The sequence below is a fragment of the Acinetobacter sp. T63 genome, from assembly GCF_053852345.1.
Genome location: NZ_CM132659.1, coordinates 629,014 through 648,832 on the forward strand (window position 1 = coordinate 629,014; position 19,819 = coordinate 648,832).

General features: G+C 47.9%; 18 protein-coding genes. 7 read left to right on the plus strand and 11 right to left on the minus strand.

The window, feature by feature from the left end; all coding sequences use genetic code 11:
• Nucleotides 1-28 precede the first annotated feature (28 nt).
• From ACVLR6_RS02995 to hflX, 3 genes are read right to left on the minus strand one after another with little or no spacing between them, the layout of a single operon-like run.
• The gene (locus ACVLR6_RS02995; RefSeq protein WP_016659801.1) at nucleotides 29-703 is read right to left on the minus strand and encodes an LrgB family protein; all 675 of its coding nucleotides are present in this window, start codon (nucleotides 701-703) and stop codon (nucleotides 29-31) included.
• A gap of 11 nt (nucleotides 704-714) precedes the next feature.
• A complete protein-coding gene (locus tag ACVLR6_RS03000) occupies nucleotides 715-1,086 on the minus strand; it encodes a hypothetical protein (protein WP_045794996.1) in 372 nt (123 codons plus the stop codon).
• 35 nt (nucleotides 1,087-1,121) lie between these two features.
• Nucleotides 1,122-2,462 (minus strand): ribosome rescue GTPase HflX, encoded by a 1,341-nt coding sequence (gene hflX / locus ACVLR6_RS03005; RefSeq protein WP_005175765.1) that lies wholly within the window; start codon nucleotides 2,460-2,462, stop codon nucleotides 1,122-1,124.
• Nucleotides 2,463-2,848: 386 nt separating this feature from the next.
• Here hflX and ACVLR6_RS03010 point away from each other — a divergent pair, with 386 nt between their 5' ends.
• Entirely contained in the window at nucleotides 2,849-3,664 is an 816-nt protein-coding gene (locus ACVLR6_RS03010) for a lysophospholipid acyltransferase family protein (protein ID WP_034597361.1), read from the plus strand.
• Nucleotides 3,665-3,685: 21 nt separating this feature from the next.
• Here ACVLR6_RS03010 and ACVLR6_RS03015 read toward each other — a convergent pair whose 3' ends face one another.
• Nucleotides 3,686-5,266, minus strand: coding sequence for a phospholipase D family protein (locus tag ACVLR6_RS03015; protein ID WP_168382188.1), 1,581 nt, complete (start codon nucleotides 5,264-5,266; stop codon nucleotides 3,686-3,688).
• Nucleotides 5,267-5,427: 161 nt separating this feature from the next.
• On the opposite strand from ACVLR6_RS03015, the gene ACVLR6_RS03020 reads away from it, so the two are divergent.
• On the plus strand, nucleotides 5,428-6,438 hold the full coding sequence (locus tag ACVLR6_RS03020; protein ID WP_104470660.1) for a metallophosphoesterase: 1,011 nt from the start codon (nucleotides 5,428-5,430) through the stop codon (nucleotides 6,436-6,438).
• An 18-nt stretch (nucleotides 6,439-6,456) separates the two neighbouring features.
• On the opposite strand, the gene ACVLR6_RS03025 is transcribed toward ACVLR6_RS03020, so the two are convergent.
• The 3 genes from ACVLR6_RS03025 to trhA all read right to left on the minus strand — a co-directional run bounded on the left by ACVLR6_RS03025 (nucleotide 6,457) and on the right by trhA (nucleotide 9,104).
• Nucleotides 6,457-6,861 carry a hypothetical protein gene (locus tag ACVLR6_RS03025; RefSeq protein WP_104495186.1) on the minus strand — a complete coding sequence of 135 codons (405 nt, stop codon included), beginning with the start codon at nucleotides 6,859-6,861 and terminating at the stop codon, nucleotides 6,457-6,459.
• 140 nt (nucleotides 6,862-7,001) lie between these two features.
• The gene (locus ACVLR6_RS03030; protein ID WP_075167916.1) at nucleotides 7,002-8,321 is read right to left on the minus strand and encodes an MFS transporter; all 1,320 of its coding nucleotides are present in this window, start codon (nucleotides 8,319-8,321) and stop codon (nucleotides 7,002-7,004) included.
• Nucleotides 8,322-8,462: 141 nt separating this feature from the next.
• Complete coding sequence (gene trhA / locus ACVLR6_RS03035; RefSeq protein WP_005175777.1) at nucleotides 8,463-9,104, minus strand: PAQR family membrane homeostasis protein TrhA; 642 nt, start codon at nucleotides 9,102-9,104, stop codon at nucleotides 8,463-8,465.
• A gap of 107 nt (nucleotides 9,105-9,211) precedes the next feature.
• On the opposite strand from trhA, the gene ACVLR6_RS03040 reads away from it, so the two are divergent.
• Both ACVLR6_RS03040 and ACVLR6_RS03045 read left to right on the plus strand, forming a co-directional pair.
• Nucleotides 9,212-10,432, plus strand: coding sequence for a class I SAM-dependent methyltransferase (locus ACVLR6_RS03040; protein ID WP_104472007.1), 1,221 nt, complete (start codon nucleotides 9,212-9,214; stop codon nucleotides 10,430-10,432).
• Between the two features lie 10 nt (nucleotides 10,433-10,442).
• On the plus strand, nucleotides 10,443-10,883 hold the full coding sequence (locus ACVLR6_RS03045) for a GNAT family N-acetyltransferase (RefSeq protein ID WP_104472006.1): 441 nt from the start codon (nucleotides 10,443-10,445) through the stop codon (nucleotides 10,881-10,883).
• Nucleotides 10,884-10,939: 56 nt separating this feature from the next.
• On the opposite strand, the gene ACVLR6_RS03050 is transcribed toward ACVLR6_RS03045, so the two are convergent.
• The 4 genes from ACVLR6_RS03050 to ACVLR6_RS03065 all read right to left on the minus strand — a co-directional run bounded on the left by ACVLR6_RS03050 (nucleotide 10,940) and on the right by ACVLR6_RS03065 (nucleotide 15,991).
• The gene (locus ACVLR6_RS03050; protein WP_104473664.1) at nucleotides 10,940-11,272 is read right to left on the minus strand and encodes a hypothetical protein; all 333 of its coding nucleotides are present in this window, start codon (nucleotides 11,270-11,272) and stop codon (nucleotides 10,940-10,942) included.
• A 176-nt stretch (nucleotides 11,273-11,448) separates the two neighbouring features.
• The gene (locus ACVLR6_RS03055) at nucleotides 11,449-13,581 is read right to left on the minus strand and encodes a 3-hydroxyacyl-CoA dehydrogenase NAD-binding domain-containing protein (protein ID WP_168382194.1); all 2,133 of its coding nucleotides are present in this window, start codon (nucleotides 13,579-13,581) and stop codon (nucleotides 11,449-11,451) included.
• A gap of 11 nt (nucleotides 13,582-13,592) precedes the next feature.
• Nucleotides 13,593-14,798 carry an acetyl-CoA C-acetyltransferase gene (locus ACVLR6_RS03060; RefSeq protein ID WP_168395865.1) on the minus strand — a complete coding sequence of 402 codons (1,206 nt, stop codon included), beginning with the start codon at nucleotides 14,796-14,798 and terminating at the stop codon, nucleotides 13,593-13,595.
• 182 nt (nucleotides 14,799-14,980) lie between these two features.
• Nucleotides 14,981-15,991, minus strand: coding sequence for an AraC family transcriptional regulator (locus ACVLR6_RS03065; RefSeq protein ID WP_034597576.1), 1,011 nt, complete (start codon nucleotides 15,989-15,991; stop codon nucleotides 14,981-14,983).
• Nucleotides 15,992-16,208: 217 nt separating this feature from the next.
• On the opposite strand from ACVLR6_RS03065, the gene ACVLR6_RS03070 reads away from it, so the two are divergent.
• From ACVLR6_RS03070 to ACVLR6_RS03080, 3 genes are all read left to right on the plus strand, one after another.
• Nucleotides 16,209-17,327 (plus strand): CaiB/BaiF CoA transferase family protein, encoded by a 1,119-nt coding sequence (locus ACVLR6_RS03070; protein ID WP_016659813.1) that lies wholly within the window; start codon nucleotides 16,209-16,211, stop codon nucleotides 17,325-17,327.
• Nucleotides 17,328-17,604: 277 nt separating this feature from the next.
• Nucleotides 17,605-19,248 carry a nitrite/sulfite reductase gene (locus tag ACVLR6_RS03075; RefSeq protein WP_016659814.1) on the plus strand — a complete coding sequence of 548 codons (1,644 nt, stop codon included), beginning with the start codon at nucleotides 17,605-17,607 and terminating at the stop codon, nucleotides 19,246-19,248.
• A complete protein-coding gene (locus ACVLR6_RS03080) occupies nucleotides 19,241-19,726 on the plus strand; it encodes a DUF934 domain-containing protein (RefSeq protein ID WP_075175146.1) in 486 nt (161 codons plus the stop codon). The genes ACVLR6_RS03075 and ACVLR6_RS03080 overlap by 8 nt, the downstream gene beginning before the upstream one ends.
• Nucleotides 19,727-19,819: the final 93 nt, after the last annotated feature.

The following is a 19,819-nucleotide window of genomic DNA, read 5'->3' on the forward strand; positions in this document are numbered from 1 at the left end:
ACACAAGATGTGAATATTGATTCTTGAGTCACATTTTTTGAATAAAGAGTATAAATGTTGGCAGCCAGACTGCGGTAAACACGGCATTCACCGCCATTCCAAATGCAGCATAACGTCCGGCCACACTACCGCGTTGCCAGGCTTGCGCTGTGCCAATTGCATGCGCAGCAAGGCCTAAGGCCAGTCCTGAGGCGCGCTCATCATTAATATGACGCAGCAGCAGCGGCGAGAAAGCGGCACCAATCACCCCAGATAAAATCACAATCAGAATGGCCAGACTGACCGGTGCTTCCAGTAGGGTGGCAATATTAATGGCAATTGGTGTGGTCACGGCACGGGTGGCAAATGCCATGATGTCATCGCCGGCCATATGTAAGAGATAGGCCAGTCCCATTGGCAAGGCTACGGCACTGATGCTGGCAAACAGCAAAATGCCCAGAATGGCTTTGAGCGGCAGATCATCATAGCGCATGGCCGCCAGCGGAATCGCCAGTGCCACGGTCACATAACCCAGCAGATGGTTAAACAGCGGATTGACCTGTGCCATATAATCTTCATAGGGAATGCCAAATACATACAGCAGTAGCACAATAAAAATCATGCCAAAGACAATGACCGGAATTTGCGGCAGTTTCTGGTTACAGGGTTTGGCAAGCAGATAGGCTACCAGGGTGATTAAAAAGCCATAAACAATTGCGAGCATGTTTTAATCTCCTAGAGCCAGCGTTTGGCCATTTTGGCATACAGCCATAACGGCAGTAGGGTGCTGAGAAACAGCACCACCAGAAAAGCCGGAATTTTATTGCCCATATGGGTCAGCATCAGCAGTGAGCCGGCACTAATCGGTAAAAAGGCAAACGCACTTTCTTTCATGATTTTATTGTTGGTATCGACAATCCGGGCTGGAATTTTATGCAGTCGGCGCCACAGGAAAAGCACCACCAGCAGGCTGAGTAAACCCATCAGGTTGCCCAGTTCAGGATGGTTGAAATAGGTCGCAATCCAGACGGCTGTTTCACGAAATACAATAATTAAGAGCAGTGTGCCAATCCAAGCTGGCCAGTCGATACGTTTAAGCCTGTTCATTTTTTATCAGTCGGTCATATTTTACTGTTCAAGTTTTAACTGATCTCATCATCAATTTCAAATTCTTCTAAAGGCCGTTTAAATTGCTGAGCCTTGGCACCCAGAATTTCGTCCAGCGGCAAGTGCGCCTGACGGATCATCTGTTCCAGTTTGGCCGGGGCCATATTTACGCGCAGATTCAGTTGTCCCTGCTCATCATAGTGCTCGGACTGGATTACATTCAGTTCATAAAACTGGTTGCGTAATTTGCCATAGGCCGGTTTTAACACCACATCAAAACTTTGAATCTGGCCCATCAGACATTCATGCACGGCCTGACGTAACAGCTCCAGTCCCTGACCGGAATGCGCAGAAATATAAACCCGCTCCGGCTGATGTGGCTTGGCATAGACAATTTTGGCTTGCTCGCCGGTGCAGTCGATTTTGTTATAAACCCTGAGCACCGGCACATCTGCGCCAATTTCTTTCAGGACGCGCTCAACTGCTTCAATCTGTTCCAGCATGTCCGGACTGCTGGAATCAATCACATGCAGCAACAAGGTCGCTTCCAGAGTTTCTTCCAGCGTGGCCTTAAATGATTCCACCAGCGAGTGCGAGAGATTACGGACAAAACCCACGGTATCGGCCAGCACCAGCGTACCAATCCCATCCCATTCCAGCCGGCGTAAGGTCGGGTCGAGCGTAGCAAAGAGTTGATCGGCGGCGTAGACATCGCTATTGGCCAGAATATTAAACAGCGTCGATTTGCCGGCATTGGTATAGCCAACCAGTGATACGGTAGGAACGGCGGCTTTTTGACGGGCCACACGACCCTGCATACGGGTCTGGCGGACTTTATCCAGTTTGGCTTTCAGCTGGCCCATACGAATTCTTAACAGGCGGCGGTCGGTTTCCAGCAAGGTTTCACCCGGACCACGTAAACCAATCCCGCCTTTTTGACTGTCCAGATTGCCGCGGCTACGAATCAGGCGTGAGGAGAGGTGATGCAATTGTGCCAGCTCGACCTGCAATTTCCCTTCATAGGTCCGGGCGCGCTGGGCGAAAATATCCAGAATCAGCTCGGTCCGGTCGACCACACGGCATTTCATGATTTTTTCAAGATTACGTGCCTGTGCCGGCGTCAACGCATGATCGAAAATCACCAGTTCAGCCTCGAGTTCTGCAACCAGCGCAGCAATTTCGTCCGCTTTACCAGAACCGATAAATAACTTGGCATCGGGTTTAATCCGCTGGGCAAACACATGCTGCAAAACTTCAGCACCTGCAGATTTTGCAAGCAGATGAAATTCTTCTGCATCAAGGTCTTCTAAAATCTGTACGCTGACGCTCACGAGCACAACGCGTTCACCACCTTGATGTTGCTGGTAATCTGGCACCTGGGCATTTCTCCTCATGAAAATTCTATTCTAGAGCAAAAAGCGCCAGCTGCGTGAACTAGATGAAGATGATTACAGCAGCATGACAAAAAGCAGGCGAATCCTCACAATCCTCAATTTGGAATCAGTATCATCCTCTTTGTGAGAGGGAGGGGTGGACAGCTTGATCGTTGTATCTGATCTAACGGGATGATCATTGCATCAAGGGATTCGCTGTGGATTTATCCATTGCAGCAAGACTGTAGAAGAATTGGCATAGCGCATTTCAATTGAGCGATCTGGACAGTTTTTCGATGCTTATGATCAATGTCTGGTCAATTGCTTCAAGATAGAATACAGTTCTCTGAACAATTCTTGCTGTGATTTTCGCAATTCACGATTATGCTATGTCTCAAGTTTCTTTATCTTCATCCGCTTCAATGAATAGTCTGTCCAAATTTTTTCTCTATTCTAAAAAAATCACTGCCGGTCTGGCAGCGGTGAGCGAAGGCTTTTATCTGGTGTATCGTCACAGCTTGTATAAGCAGCCGAATAATCCGCAGAATACCCGTTATGTGCAGCATTTTTGCCGTCAGTTGTGCAAGGTGTTCAATATTGAAGTCGAAGTGCATGGAGAAATTCCCACCCAGCCGGCCTTATGGGTCAGCAACCATGTGTCGTGGCTGGATGTGCCGGTGCTCGGTTCAGGTGCGCGGGTATTTTTTCTGGCCAAAGCTGAAATTGAGCAATGGCCGGTGTTTGGAAAGTTGGCCAAAGGTGGCGGGACCTTATTTATTAAACGCGGTTCGGGGGATTCAATTAAAATCCGCGACCAGATTACCCAGTTTTTAAAACAGGATGTGCCGGTACTGTTTTTCCCGGAGGCCACGACTTCGGATGGGACTAAAATTAAAAAAGTACATGGCCGTTTATTGGGCGCGGCAATTGAAGCGCAGCGTCCGGTGCAAATCTGCCTGATCTGTTATATCAACCAGCAGGGCGAGCTGGATACCGTAGCGCCGTTTATCAATGAAATGACCTTTATTGAGCATGTTAAAAATGTACTGGAAATGCCGAAAGTCACCGCACATTTAATGGCTCTAAACCCGATTTCGGTAGAAGGGCATACGGTGGAAAGCCTGACCTCGCTGGTTCAAAACAAGATGATTGAGGGCTTAGAGCAGCTGCATCAAAAAGTCCTGATTCAGCAGGCCAGTGCTTAAGCTTTAACCTGTGTTGCAGGCTTACATAAAGCCTTCAATTGGCAGCCAGGAAATGATTTTCATGGCTGCTTTTTCATACCATTTCATTTTTGGTTCTTTAACAAATACGCGTTCTTCACCTTTGCTATTCACGACACGCCAGTTAATGTTGTTTTGTGCATCCAGCACCAGACGGTAGGCATATTTGGATAAATTGGCATCCATGGTCTGATGCACCGATTTTGCCAGCGTTGGACTGTTGAGCAATACCCCAATTTCACTGTTTAAATAGGCTGAGCGCGGGTCAAAGTTAAAAGAGCCAATAAAGACCTGTTTTTCATCCAGTGCCATCAGTTTGGCATGCAGGCTGGAACGGCTCAGGCCTTTTAAGCTGACTTTGGCTTTTTTCGACAGTTCTTCGGTATTGCTGTTCAGATGCTCGGCCTCGGGTGCATATAAAAACTCATACAGCTCGACATCATTTTCCAGTAAGTCCTGACGGTATTTGGCATAAAACGCGTGTACCAGCGGAACGTCATTGGCCTTATAGGAATTGGTCAGTACCCGCACCTGTACGCCGTCATTGGCCAGCTGTTTTAAGCGGTCAGCCCCGGATTCTTCCGGCACAAAATAGGCCGAAATAATATCCACACTTTCAGTCGGTTTTTCCAGATGACTGAGCAGCTGGAAATTCAGTAATTCTTCTTTGGGTGCGCGGTCTTTAATCTTGCTTGGCGAGTCTTTCACCACTTCTGCTTTGACCCAGTCAAACTGGATTTTGTGGTTAAACCACTGTTCAATGGCTTGGGAGCGTGTGGCTAAATCAAGATAATTTTGTACCGCCACTTCTGCAGAATGGTCTTCGAGCTGCTGTTTCAGGCTTTCATAACGCAAATGATGCTGCTGTGGATTGACCAGCTGCTTGACCGAATAGGCATAATCATCATTCCAGTATTCATCAAAGGAGTGAATGATTTCATCGGAGGCAGAACCGACCAGCATCACATCGACATCGGAAAACTGATAGCTGTCGCTGACGTTATAATACTGGTTACTCATATTGCGCCCGCCAATCAGGGCAATCTGGTTATCGGCAATAAAGCTTTTATTGTGCATGCGCCGGTTGATACGTTTTAAATCTAGCACCATGTCCATGGCGCGGTATTTACGGAAGCGGTACGGATTGTATAGCTTGACGTCAATATTGCTGTGCTGGTCCAGCGCCAGATAAATACCTTCCATTTTCTTGGCATTGTTATCATCGACCAGCAAGCGCACTTTCACGCCGCGATCAGCTGCGCGAATAATTGAATGTAGTGCCAGCGCCCCGATTTTGTCGTTGTCCCAGATATAATATTGCAGGTCTAGGGTTTCTTCTGCCTTATCAATTAAATACAAGCGTGCTGACAGGGCTTCCAGCGGATCGTACAGCACCCGATAACCGGTCAGCTGCGGATTTTTTTCACGCAGCGGCAATACAATCTGGGCCAGATGGGTATGCTCGGTTGGCGTTTCAAAAGCCATTTGAACCGGATGTTCAATCTGTTTGGGCAGGGTTGAACAGCCACTGACTCCCAACACTAAACTGCAACTCAACAGCATGGCCGCGGTAGAAGAAGACATAGAACTTCTCGCGTATGTATTTGATTGCAAATTAAATTTGTCAGGATGTATCATATTCTCTAAAACAAGTCCAAAATTTGGTTTGAGTATAATTGCCAGCTGTGAAAAGATAAATATAAGAACGGACGAATTTAGTCGCCGGGGGAGAGTCGGGCATAACTATGTGGGATAGCCAATCAATTATACTGTATTTCTATATCGGCCTGGCCATATTGGCAGTTTGGGCTGTGTCGCAGGCATGGCGTAGTCAGGCCAATACAGAAACGATTCATCCCTTTAAAGCCTTTGTGCATCTGCTGGCCTTTTATCTGTCTTACTTATTAATTCCGCTGTTCTTCTTTAGTATTTATGCCGGCTGGATTGGCTATTACTCCTTGCATGAAGCCATTTTTATCGGGCTGGTCAGTGGTGTGCTGGTCTATGCGCGTTTTATTGAACCGCATCTGATTTTGGTGAAAACCACCCGCTATCAGATGCTGCCCGATCAGCCGCTACAACGCCCAGTCCGAATTGCCCTGATTGCCGACCTGCATATAGGTCTATTTTCCGGGCATGAACGCCAGCTCAAGCAGATTGTCGCCAAGATTAACCAGGAAGAACCGGAAATGGTGCTGGTGGCAGGTGACTGGACCTATGAGCCGGAAAATAAACTGGCCGATGAGCTGGCAATACTAAAAGAGATTAAAGCGCCAATTTATTCTGTGACCGGCAATCATGATGAACAGTATCCTGGTCCGCCGATTCAGGAACTGCTCAAACATGCGCTTGAGGTTAATCATGTGATTGATATTGAAGGGCAGATTGTCGAGTTTGACGAGTTCCGCCTGATTGGGATTGGCGATTTATGGTCCGGCCGTACCGATATGCGCTATATGCCGGATTTACCGCAAGACAAGCCGTGGCTGATTCTATCGCATAACCCCGATACGGTCGATATGGTGCCGAAATTGCCGACCCATCCCTTAATGCTGTCGGGGCATACCCATGGCGGTCAGGTGGAATTGCCGTGGCTGACCGATTATGTAATGAAACGCGTATCGATTGTCGGCCATAAAAAAGGCCTGTACCGGCATGAACATGCCGATGTGTTTGTCACTGTTGGTACCGGAATGGTGGGTGTGCCATTTCGTTTTCGGGTGCCACCGACCATTGATATTATTGAACTCTGCTAATGCCAAAAGGTGGGCGTTTTAAAAGACCCACCACAGCAAGGCAATCAGAATCACGACGCCAATCAAGACCAATACCCCAATATTCAGGCGGTGATTATTCCGGTTTAAATCTTCAATGCCATTTGCCGCTGTTTCGACCGGGGCCTGTGCTTCGGTATGTAGCTGCGGGCGCGGTGGATCTTCAGTATCAAAATAGGGTGTGCTGATGTCGTCTATCGGTTTGGGGGCACATTCACCCTTGGAGGCCTCCATGGCCAGACCGTGCTGGCGAATCAGTTCATCAATCAGCTGCTGGGCTTCTGCTTCAGTCAAATGACTGTCTGTGCGGAGGTATTGCACCGCTTCATGGCGTTTGCCATCATCCAGCAACAAAATAACTTTCACCAGTTGTTCTTCCCGAAGGGTTTCAATCAGACGATCCATACAATGACCTGCTGGCGGGGGATAAGCTTTTATTGTTTCTAAACTTGGCCAGATGCAATAGTGTGTTTGTGTATGATTTTGCATCACAAATAAAAAAACCAGCGTTATCTACGCTGGTTTTTTTCAGTCAGATGAACATTTTAAATCTGGCTGTTGACATCATCATGCTTGGTTTCACGAATCGCCAAGAAGGCCAGAAGTGACAAGATAGATGCAGCTGTCAGGTAATAACCCACGGCAGCCAGACCATATTCGGTCGCCAGTTTGGTGGCAATCAGCGGTGCAAAAGAGGCACCGAAAATACCGGCCAGGTTAAAGGTCAGCGCAGACCCGGTATAACGTACCGAAGTCGGGAAAATCTCTGACAGAACGGTCCCAATTGGACCATAGGTCAGCCCCATAATCGCCAGACCAATACACAGGAACAGGAACACCACCAAGGTATTACCGGATTCCAGCATACTGGCAAAAACCAGACCAAAGAGCGCCGATACAACACACACACCAATAGACGTGGCTTTACGGCCAAATTTTTCTGCCAAAATCGCTGAGAGTGGAATAAACGCTGCAAAGCACAGGGTAGCAATCAGCTGTAATTCCAGGAAGTCGGCGCGGCTATAACCGAGTTGGGTGGTGCCCCAGTTGAGCGCGAATACCGTGGTCAGATAGAACACCACGAACGTACAGATCGCGGCAATGGTGCCTAAAATCAGCATGCCCCAATGTTTGGTCATGACTTCTTTAAACGGTACATTCACTTCTTTCTGTTTGTTTAAAACATTCTGGAAAGCCGGTGTCTCATGCAGTTTTAAACGAATCCACAGACCAACAATCACCAGTAAAGCACTGGAAATAAAGGGAATACGCCAGCCCCAGCTCATGAATGCTTCTTCGCTCATGAACGCGCCTAACAACAGGAAGGAACCGGTGGCCAGAATAAAACCAATTGGAGCCCCCAGTTGCGGGAACATGCCGTACCAAGCACGTTTGCCTTCCGGTGCATTTTCGGTGGCCAGTAAAACCGCACCTGACCATTCACCGCCCAAGCCCAGCCCCTGACCTAAACGGCACAGGGCCAGCAGTAACGGTGCGGCAATGCCGATTTGTGCATAGGTGGGTAACAGGCCAATGGCTACAGTGGAAATCCCCATGGTCAGCAGCGCAGCGACCAGGGTGGCTTTACGCCCAATACGGTCACCGAGGTGACCAAACAGTGCCGCGCCAATCGGGCGGGCAATAAAGGCAATGGCAAAGGTGGCCAGAGACTGAATGGTGGCGGTCATTGGATCGGTACTGGTCGGGAAGAACAGGTACGGGAAAATAATGACCGCAGCAGTCGCATAAATATAAAAATCGAAGAATTCGATGGTAGTGCCTACCAGACTCGCGGTGAGGACACGAAATTTTGAGTTCGTTGGTGCTGCTTCTTCATTGATTGCAGCAGAAGTTGATGACGCCATGAATGACCTTACACTTATTAAAAATAAAAAATTAGTTTTACAAGCGTAATCTTTTTAAAAAAGGCGTAATTTCTTAAAAAAACAACGGCAATCGTTTCGATTCAACGCGCTCAGGGTCACTGAAATGGAGAATCAAAACAATTAAATCACGTACAGATAGATAGACAGAAAATGTGATCCTGCCCCGATCAATACAAAAATATGCCAGATAGCGTGTGTGTATCTTACCCGTTTTAATGCATAAAACAATGCACCAATCGTATAAGAAATTCCACCAATCAATAAAAAAGTTAGCGCAGGTGGACTTAAAAAGCGTTGCATATCATCAATCACCAGAAGTGCTAACCAGCCCATCACCAGATAGGCAATTAGCGAAATTTTCTGGAACCGGTTGATGAACACCAGCTTAAATACAGTGCCAATCAGGGCAATAATCCACAGTGCAATTAACAGATATTGCGCTTTGGCAGTAGGAATGGCGATAGACAGAAAAGGGGTATAGGTGCCGGCAATTAAATAATAGATGGCGGTGTGATCGAGCTTTTTATACCAGCCGCGGCGCTGTGGGCTGTCGGCATAATGGTACAGACTGGACGCCGAAAACAATAGGAACATACTCAGCGCATAGACCCACAGCCCGATCCAAGGGCCAATACTTAAATAACTGCCTTTAATCACTAAAAAAATACCGGCCACCAGCGCCAAAGCCGCGCCTATGGCATGGCTGATGAAGTTCATTCGTTCTTCAACCGGATCGTAGTCGGGTGCCAAGGGTGCATTCATAAGCGTGGGATCGTTATAATTAAAATATACGAATGTATAGTAATTCAATTTTGCATTTCGCGTAAGACGCTTTACACTTTAGCTGCAATTCATTTCAGGTTTTACTCATGTCTCAATTGGCGACTTCTCCCAATCCGGAACAACAATTTCTAGATACGTTTCAGCAAGCCATTGAAACACAGCGTTTTGAGCGTTTAATTCTGAGTCAGTACAAAGGCGAACTTGAACAGCTGGAAAAAATGACCTTCCGGGTCATTTCTTTGCAAAATGAAGCTGTACTGAACTGTGTGTACCGATATAAAACCCAGGATGTTACCAAAAACTATCCTTTATCTGAGGCTGTGGCTCAGGTCAGCGCGCTGCTAGGCTGCTGCAAACAGGCCAATTTATTGACCCTGGATGAAGACCTGCAGCTGAAAAAGAACAAGAAAAAAGCCATGCTGATGGTGAACAAGAAAAAAGCTGAGGTTGCACCGGCAACTGTTACGCAAGGTCATGACCGCAGCAAACAGCGTTATGTCGAACAGGACAGCCCATTTTTGCAGCATTTAAGCATTACCGATCAGCATGGCCAGATCATTCCGAGCATGGCGCGAAAATGGAAACAGATTAATAAATTTGTGGAAATTTTCTCCGGGGCCGTGGAGCAGCTCAACACTCAAGATCAGCCCTTGCATATTGTTGATTTTGGTTCCGGTAAAGGCTATTTAACCTTTGCCCTGTATGACTATCTGGCCAAGCATCAGCAGATGCCGTATGTGACCGGTGTGGAACTGAATCCGAAAATGGTCGCGTTCTGTCAGCAGGTGGCGCAAGATTCCGGCTTTCAGCAACTGGACTTTTTCCAGGGCGATGTCCGTACCTATGCACCGGAACAGCTGGATGTGATGATTGCCTTGCATGCCTGTGATGTCGCCACCGACTTTGCCATTCACACCGGCATTCGCCTGAATGCACAAATGATTATGTGTGCGCCGTGTTGCCATAAAGAATTGCGTCCGCAGTTACAGGCACCGAAAGTGTTGCAACCGATGCTGCACTTTGGAATTCATGCCGGACAGCAGGCGGAAATGCTCACCGATACCATCCGGGCCTTATTGCTGAAAGCCTATGGCTATGAAACCAAGGTGTTTGAGTTTGTGTCACTGGAACATACCAGCAAAAACAAGATGATTCTGGCCACCAAACGCAAAGACTATACTGCGCCAGATGCGGCGGTGCTGGCCCAGATTCAGGCCTTAAAAGAACTCTATGGCATTCAGAAACATTCGCTGGAGCTCTTGCTGAATGATCAGTGGGACCAGCAGGATATCGGACGTAAATGTTAAGGATAAAACAATGAGCCAGATCAGTATTCATGCCGGTAGCTGGCAGGACTTGCAGGCCGATGCCAAAGTAATTCGTGAAGCGGTTTTTATTCAGGAGCAGGTGATTGCCCCGGAAGATGAATGGGATCAGGAGGATGCAGTAGCGCTACATTTTGTCGCGTATGCACAGCAGCAGCCAATCGCTACCGCACGTTTGCTCTCCAACCATAGCATTGGCCGGGTTGCGGTCTTAAAGTCTTACAGAGGTTTAGGTCTGGGCAAGAAAGTGATGGAAGCCATTATTCAGCAGGCCCAGCAGGAGCAGCGTCCTTTTCTGGTGTTATCAGCACAAGTCTATGCCACCGGTTTTTATCAGCAGCTTGGTTTTCAGGTCGAAGGTGAGGAATATCTGGACTGTGGCATTCCGCATATTCGGATGCGCCGTGAACTGCACCCAACTGAAGAAAAATAGCAATCTGCATCCAATAAAAAAGCGGACGTGAAGTCCGCTTTTTTAATATTTGCTGATTAGTGACCGTGTCCCGTGGTATCGCTATGGCTTTCATCCATGGCAGCGTGTTCCGCTTCGGTCATCTGATGCTGTTCTGCGCTGGCCGCCGCACGAGCTTCACGCGCTTCGCGGTCAGCCTGAGCTTTGGCCAAAGCCTCTTCAGACATGGCAGGCGCATTTTTAAACGCATGTTGCTGGGTGTTGTGTTTATTCTGCTGGCTTGGCATATAGTCCGGTTCATTGCTCACGGCAAGATAGAACAGGCCAAGAAATAACGCACCTAAAACCGAGAAAATAATAAGTGCTTTCCAACCCCAAGGAGATTTTTCTGGAGATGAGTGGTCGGTCATAACAAACTGCCCAATTGGATAAAAAGAAAACTGAATCTGTTGAAACTTTATAACATAATTATTTCAAAGTCCAAGCCAAGAAAATGCTTTCCTTGCGCCGAGGCGCGGCTCAATACTGTCGCCAGAACAGACAAGAGGCCCTAAAGGCCTCTTGAATGCTACCCAGATGGATGGGTTTAAATTTGTTCGCCTTGCGCGACTTTATCTTTCAATAACTGCGGTGGGGCAAAACGCTCACCATAGCGTTGTTCCAGAGCTTGTGCTCGGTTTAACGCATCTTTTAGTCCATATTGATTCAGGAACTGCAGGGCACCACCTGTCCACGGGGCAAAACCAATCCCGAAAATCGAGCCGACGTTACCATCTACCACCGATTCCAGCACGCCTTCTTCCAGACAGCGCAAAGTATCCAGCGATTGGACAAACAGGAAGCGGTCAATCAGTTCCTGCTCATCGACAGTCTGCTCTTTTTTCCAGTAACTGAGGCCTTCCCAGAGCGATTTTTTGCCACCTTCAGGATAGTCATAGAACCCGGCGCCGGCTGCTTTACCTTTACGGTTAAACTGATGGATCATGGTTTCAATGACTTCATCTGCACCTGAGCGTGGGCGTTCTTTGCCTTCCGCCTGCAAGGCTTTGCGGGTTTCTGCCGCGACATGCTCGGATAAGGTCAGCGAGACTTCATCCTGAATCGCCAGCGGTCCAACAGGCATCCCGGCTTTGAGCGCGGCCATTTCAATTTTGGCCGGATGGATGCCCTCTGCCAGCATACGCAGACCTTCCTGCACAAAGGTGCCAAACACACGGCTGGTAAAGAAACCACGACTGTCATTGACCACAATAGGCGTCTTGCCAATCTGCTGGACAAAGTCATAGGCCTTGGCCACGGTTTCACGATTGGTGTTCTGGCCTTTAATAATTTCAACCAGTTGCATCTTATCGACCGGACTAAAGAAATGCAGGCCAATAAAACGGCTTTGATCTTTCGCGGCTTGCGCCAGACCGCTAATGGGCAGGGTCGAGGTATTGGAGGCCATCACGCCATCGGCAGTCAGATAGCCTTCGGCTTCCTGGGTCACCTGTGCTTTTAATTGCTGATTTTCAAACACCGCTTCAATGATCAGGTCACAACCAGCCAGATCTGCGGTTGAGGCCGTTGGGGTAATGCGTGCCAGAATCTGGTCACGTTTTTCTGCAGTCATCCGCCCTTGAGCAACTTTTTTATCCAGCAGTTTCTGGCTGTAGGCTTTGCCTTTTTCTGCATTTTCTATAGCAACATCTTTCAGGATAACCGCAATACCTTTAATGGCTGCAGCATAGGCAATTCCGGCACCCATCATTCCGGCACCTAAAATACCGACTTTTTTCGCCTGCCACTGCGGAATATTCTGTGGACGGCTGGCACCGGATTTAATGGCATTCAGGCCATGCCAGAAGGTACCAATCATATTTTTAGAGACTTGACCGGTCGCCAGATAGGTAAAATAACGTGATTCAATGGTCAGTGCGGTATCGACATCAACCTGTGCACCTTCGACCGCGGCCGACATAATTGCTTCCGGTGCTGGATAACAGCCTTTGGTCTTGTCACGTAAAATCGCCGGAGCAATCGCCAGCATCTGCGCCACCGCTGGATGTTTCGGATCACCGCCCGGAATTTTATAGCCTTTTACATCAAACGGTTGTTGTGATTTCGGATGTGCCTGAATCCAGTTGATGGCTTTTTGCAGCATTTCATCTGCTGAGTCGGCCGTGTCATGGATCAAGCCCAAAGACAGAGCTTTTTCTACCCCAAACTGTTTGCCTTCGATTAAAAATGGAAAAGCGGTTTGCAGGCCGAGCAGACGTACCATTCGCACGATGCCGCCGCCACCTGGTAGCAGGCCCAAAGTCACTTCCGGTAAACCGAATCTGGTTTTTGGGTCATTCAAGGCAATGCGGTGATGGCAGCCCAATGCCAGTTCCCAGCCACCGCCAAGCGCTGTACCATTTAAGGCAGCCACCACCGGAATACCACGCGTTTCGATATAACGCAGCTGGGCTTTCATGCCTTCTACCATTTGGAAAAAGTCGCTGGCCTGTTCCGGCTGGGCCTGAATCAGTTCATCGAGATCACCGCCGGCAAAGAAGGTTTTTTTGGCCGAACGGAAGATAATTCCGGCAATCTGTTCATCGGCTTTGAGTTTTTCCACAGTTTCTGCCAAAGCTGCACGGAAATCTGCATTCATGGTGTTGGCGGACTGGTTTGGCGAGTCTAGCGTTAAGATTACAATATTGTCGGCGTTTTTTTCGAATTGAATAGCGCTCATGCGGCTCCTCCTTAAACCAGTTCAATAATGGTGGCAATACCCATACCGCCACCGACACATAAGGTGGCCAGACCACGTTTTTTGCCCTGACGTTCCAGCTCATCCAGCAGGGTGCCTAAAATCATGGCACCGGTGGCCCCGAGTGGATGACCCATGGCAATTGCACCGCCGTTGACATTGACTTTGGCCGGATCGACCTGCATCTCGTTAATAAACCGCATCACCACCGCCGCAAAAGCTTCATTGACTTCAAACAGGTCAATGTCCTGAATGCTTAAGCCAGCTTTGGCCAGAGCTTTACGGGCTGCCGGCGCAGGCCCGGTCAGCATAATGGTCGGATCAGCACCAACCAGTGCTGTGGCCAGCACTTTGGCGCGTGGTTTCAAACCCTGTTCTTGCACGGCTTTTTCCGAGGCCAGTAACACCAGCGCGGCACCATCGACAATACCGGAGGAGTTACCAGCATGATGCACATGCTGAATTTTCTCGACTTCAGGATATTTTTGCAGGGCGATGGCATCAAAACCCATCTGTCCCATCATTTCAAAACTTGGATTGAGTTTGGCCAGGCCTTCCGCGGTGGTATTCGGCTTAATAAATTCATCTTTGGCTAGAATTACAACACCGGCTTTGTCCTTGACCGGCACAATTGAACGCTCAAAATGACCATTGGCCTGTGCAGCCGCGGCTTTCTTTTGTGACTGCTCGGCAAAGGCATCGACATCGGCGCGGCTATAGCCATCAATGCTGGCAATTAAATCGGCACCAATGCCTTGCGGGACAAATTTCGAGGCCATGTTGGTTTCCGGGTCCAGCGCCCACGGGCCGCCATCTGAACCCATTGGTACGCGGGACATTGACTCCACTCCACCGGCGACGACCAGATCTTCCCAGCCAGAGCGGACTTTTTGCGCGGCCAAGTTCACGGCTTCTAGACCGGAGGCACAGAAACGGTTGATCTGCACACCTGCCACATCATTGTTCCAGCCGGCAGCAATCGCTGCTGTTTTGGCAATATCGGCACCCTGATCACCGACCGGTGTGACGCAGCCCAGCACAATATCATCGACCTGGGCAGTATCCAGCTGATGGCGCTGTTTTAATTCACGCAACAGGGTGGTGACCAGACTGATCGGTTTCACTTCATAGAGTGAACCATCTTTTTTTCCTTTTCCGCGTGGTGTGCGAATGGCATCAATAATATAAGCCTCGCTCATGTGCTATCCCTTTGATGAGTTTTAAATTGTTATGCTTTTTGAGTGTAATGATTAATTGATGAAGTGCAATGACGAGAACGGGCGAGGTCAGATGATGCTTTTCGCCAATAAAAAAAAGCCCTCACTTGGCGGTGAGGGCGGAGAGGAAGATCAAACCTGAAAAGACGTTGTCTAAAAAATGTTTAGTGATAACCGTGTAACTGGCGATATAGCCCTGGTGTCACTCCAGTCCATTTTTTAAAGGCACGGTGGAAGGTACTGGTTTCACTAAAGCCGACCTGTTGCGCTACATCTTCTAGCGTCAGTTCCGGATTCAGCAACAGGTGAATCGCGGCATCACGACGTAAGGCATCTTTGACGCCCTGATAGCTTTTACCTTCGGCTGCCAGACGGCGGCGCAGGGTTTGCGGCGACAGATACAGCATTGAGGCAACATCATTCAAGGTTGGCATTTCTTCGCCAATCTGGCTCTTCAGGACATCACGAATTCGTGAAGTTAAAGAGTTGGTATTTTTGAATTTCACTAATAACTGTGCCGGTGCCGCTTTCAGGAATTCTTCCAGGGTTTCTTCATTCTGGCGAATTGGCAAGTCCAGATAGTCGGCCGCAAAGGTAATTTCGGTACGCGGCATATCAAACTGCATCACTGGGGCGAAGAACAGCGCATCATATTCATCGGCATGGGCAGGGCGCTCATAACCAAAGTGGACACGTTCCAGCGGCAGACGGCGTTCAATTAACCACGATGCCAGACCATGCCAGATCATCAGCATACTTTCAGTAATAAAGTGGTCCGGGTCCATGCTCTTAGGAATTAACGGCACCAGACGGGCTTCGTGTTTGTCACGTTCCAGCGTCACCGACCATTCATCGCCAAACAGTTTATAGAACTGGGAGGACAGTTCTAAGGCATCACCCAAGGTTTTGGCATGGATGATCAGCTGGCACATGATGGCAAAAGTACCTAAGCGGCGGCCTTGAACATCAAAGCCGATGTGCTCGTCCTGAGTCACCATCCACAGCATTTTAATAAAACGGGTATATTGTTCTGGCGAGATTCGCGCTTTGGGCTGGCGTAACAGCTCGGCCTCAATACCCACGTGTGATAATAAGGTCTCGACGTCCATGCCAAGGCGTTTGACACCGGTTAGAGCCGCATTTACGAAGTGGATACTGATGGTATCGCGGCTCATATTAAAGCCTTCTGACTCTTTGTCTTTGGTAATCACGTATGTTTGACCTAAATGACATTAAAAATAAAGTTTTTGGCAATTTACTTGAGTTGTTTTGCCATTTTCACATATTAAATTGCCGAAATGATCAAGGTAAATGGCTGAACATGACATTGTGTTTATGCTTTTATATTTCTAAGATGATGAAAAAATCAACACAAATAGAGTAAAAACTCCAATGTCATACGCTTTAAACGGACTCAAAGTTTTAGATTTTTCCACCTTGTTACCCGGACCATTTGCCACGCTTTATCTGGCCGATTTAGGCGCAGAAGTGGTGCATATTGAATCACCGAACCGTCCCGATCTGGTCCGGCTATTTCCGCCCTATGCCAATGGCCAGGCGACTTCGCACAGTTACCTGAACCGCAATAAACAGTCGGTGACGCTGGATTTAAAAGACCCGGACAGCATTGCACAAATTAAAGCCAAAATTAAAGATTACGATATTGTGGTTGAGCAGTTTCGCCCTGGGGTAATGCAGCGTTTGGGGCTGGATTATGCCACATTGGCAGAAATTCATCCCGGACTGATTTATTGTTCCATTACCGGCTATGGACAAAGCGGTCCTTATCAGGCCAAGGCTGGACATGATATCAATTATTTAGCGCTTTCCGGTATTGCCGGGCATAGTGGCCGGGCACAGTCCGGGCCACCGCCAATGGGCATTCAGATTGCTGATGTTGCAGGTGGCTCACTACATGCGCTGGTCGGTATATTGGCCGCCGTCATTGAACGGCAAAGCAGCGGACAGGGACAATATATTGATATTTCCATGACTGACTGTGTGGCGGCCTTAAATAATATGGCTGCGGCAGCCAGCCTGGCCGGACAGGAACAGCAGCGTCCCGAAGCTGGCCATTTAAATGGCGCGATTTTTTATGACTATTATCGTACCTCAGATGGCCGCTATCTTTCGATCGGTGGTTTGGAGCCACAATTTATGCAAGGTCTGGCCGCGGTCCTGGAGTTGCCACTAATTGTGGAAAAAGGAAGTTCTTTTGATTCAGACGACCGGCAGGCGGTGAAACAGGCCATTGGCAATAAAATTCAATCCAAAAGCTGGGTAGAATGGCAGCAAATATTTGCCGAGCAGGATGTTTGTGTCGAACCGGTGCTGTATTTAGAAGAAGCACTGCATTCACCACTGGCCCAGCAACGCGAATGGGTGGTTCAAGTGCCACTGGAACAGGACAGCCCAGACACTGAAGCGCAGTTGGCCTGCCCGATTAAATTCTCGCGCTCCAAAGCTCGTTATGATTTCCGTGGCCAAGGTTTGGGGCAGGGGAACTGGTAACGCGCCGGTCTATAAAAGAGGTTTATCAGCCAATATAAGATGTTTATCCAGACCCAAAAGTGAGGATAAACATCTTATGAAAAAAAATGCTAAATAACGCAAAAAATAATGAAAGATCCAGAAAATAATAATGAATGGCTGCAAAGGCTTGCTTACAGCGCAAGTCCAGCTGACTTATCAATAAAATCGCTATGAAATATGTAAAAAACGCATTTTGTTGATAGATAAAATGTCGCTATCCTGTCGGTCGTTATAATGAAACTACTAGCTGTACGCCATGTATTTATATACTGATTTCGATCAGCAACTGATTAATGAACGTGTTGCACAGTTCCGTGACCAAACGGAACGTTATTTAGCGGGTAAATTGACGGAAGATGAATACCGTCCACTTCGTCTCCAAAATGGTTTATATGTACAGCGCTATGCGCCAATGTTACGTATTGCCGTGCCTTATGGTTTAATGAGCTCGACCCAGCTGCGTAAAGTCGCTGCCTTGGCCAAGGCCTATGACCGTGGTTATGCCCACGTTTCAACACGTCAGAACATTCAGTTTAACTGGCCTGCACTAGAAAACGTGCCAGATATGCTGGCTGAACTGGCCACAGTTCAGATGCACGCGATTCAAACCTCAGGTAACTGTATCCGGAATACCACCACGGACCAGTATGCCGGTGTGGTCGCTGGTGAAATTGCCGATCCGCGTCCAACCTGTGAGCTGATCCGTCAATGGTCGACTTTCCATCCAGAATTTGCCTTCTTGCCACGTAAATTCAAGATTGCGGTATCTGCACTTGAAGAAATTGACCGTGCGGCAACTGCTTTCCATGATATTGGTGTGTATATTGTACGCAATGCAGCCGGCGAAATGGGCTATAAAATCATGGTTGGCGGTGGTTTGGGTCGTACCCCAATCATCGGTGCAGTGATTAAAGAATGGCTGCCACGTGAAGACTTAATTGCTTACTTGGAAGCAGTGCTGCGTGTCTATAACCTGCACGGCCGTCGTGATAACAAATATAAAGCACGTATCAAGATTCTGGTAAAAGCACTCACGCCAGAAGTATTTGCCGAGAAAGTTGAAGCTGAATTTGCACATACGGTGAAAACCTTAAAAGTCGATGCAGACACTCTGAAAAAAATGGATGAGAACTTTACGCCATTCGATTATCAGGACTATGCAGATGAGGACTTCACCGCGCTGTTTGCACAATATCCGAAGTTCAAGCAATGGTTTAACATCAATACCAATGCACACAAAGTGAAAGGCTACCGTATTGTCACCATTTCACTGAAACGTGCCGGTATTGCCCCGGGTGATGTCACCACGGAAGAAATGAACCTGATCGCTGACCTGGCTGATCAGTACACTTTCGGTGAATTACGTACTACACACGAGCAGAATATTGCGCTGGTAGATGTACCACAAAAAGACCTGTTTGCCTTATGGCAAACCCTGGATCAACACAACCTAGCGCGTGCGCACATTGGTTTCTTGACTGATATTATTTGCTGTCCAGGTGGTGATTTCTGCTCGCTGGCCAATGCCAAATCAATTCCAATTTCTGAAGCGATTTCACGCCGTTTTGATGATCTCGATACCATTTACAACTTGGGTAAACTGGATCTGAACATCTCCGGTTGTATGAATGCCTGTGGTCATCACCATGTCGGCAACATCGGGATTTTAGGTGTTGATAAAAAAGGCGCGGAATTCTACCAGATTACCCTGGGTGGTAATGCTGATCATGATGCCTCAATCGGTGACATCTTAGGGCCATCATTTGCTGCGGAAAAAGTGCCAGATGTGGTGGAAGAAATTTTAAATACTTATCTTGACCTGCGCCAGGAAGGTGAAGAGTTTATTGATACCTATCGCCGTGTTGGCATTCAACCATTTAAGGAGCGTGCATATGCTTAATACCGCACTACAAGTGCTCTCTAAAGATGGCACGATTGCAGACAATACTTACCAAATTATTGGTGAAGATGGCGTGTTACCACAAGGTGATGTGGTTTTAACGGTTGAGCAGCTCGATCAACTTGCTAATGTTTCAGGTAAAAAAGCATTGTACTTAACCGTAGATGCTTCGCCTGAAATCAATGAGTTTCCGTTAGATCAGCTCGATGCCATCTTTATTGAGTTTGCAGGCTTTAACGATGGTCGTGGTTATTCATTTGCAGCACTGCTTCGCCGTCAGGGTTTTGAAGGTGAACTCCGTGCAACAGGTGATGTATTTAAAGATGTACTGAACTATATGAAGCGTTCCGGTTTCGATACTTTCGTGATTAAAGAAGGTAAAGATATTACTGAAGCAGCAGCCGGTCTGGGTGATTTTACCCATCCTTATCAGGCTTCGACGGCAGTGGCTCAGGCAAGTTACCAAACAGGTGCTTAATTTCACCCGTTGCGAAAAACCTCCGTCAGGAGGTTTTTTTTTATGCGATAGATTTAGATCAACATTGTCATCTAGTTTTGCTTTAATTTGGTG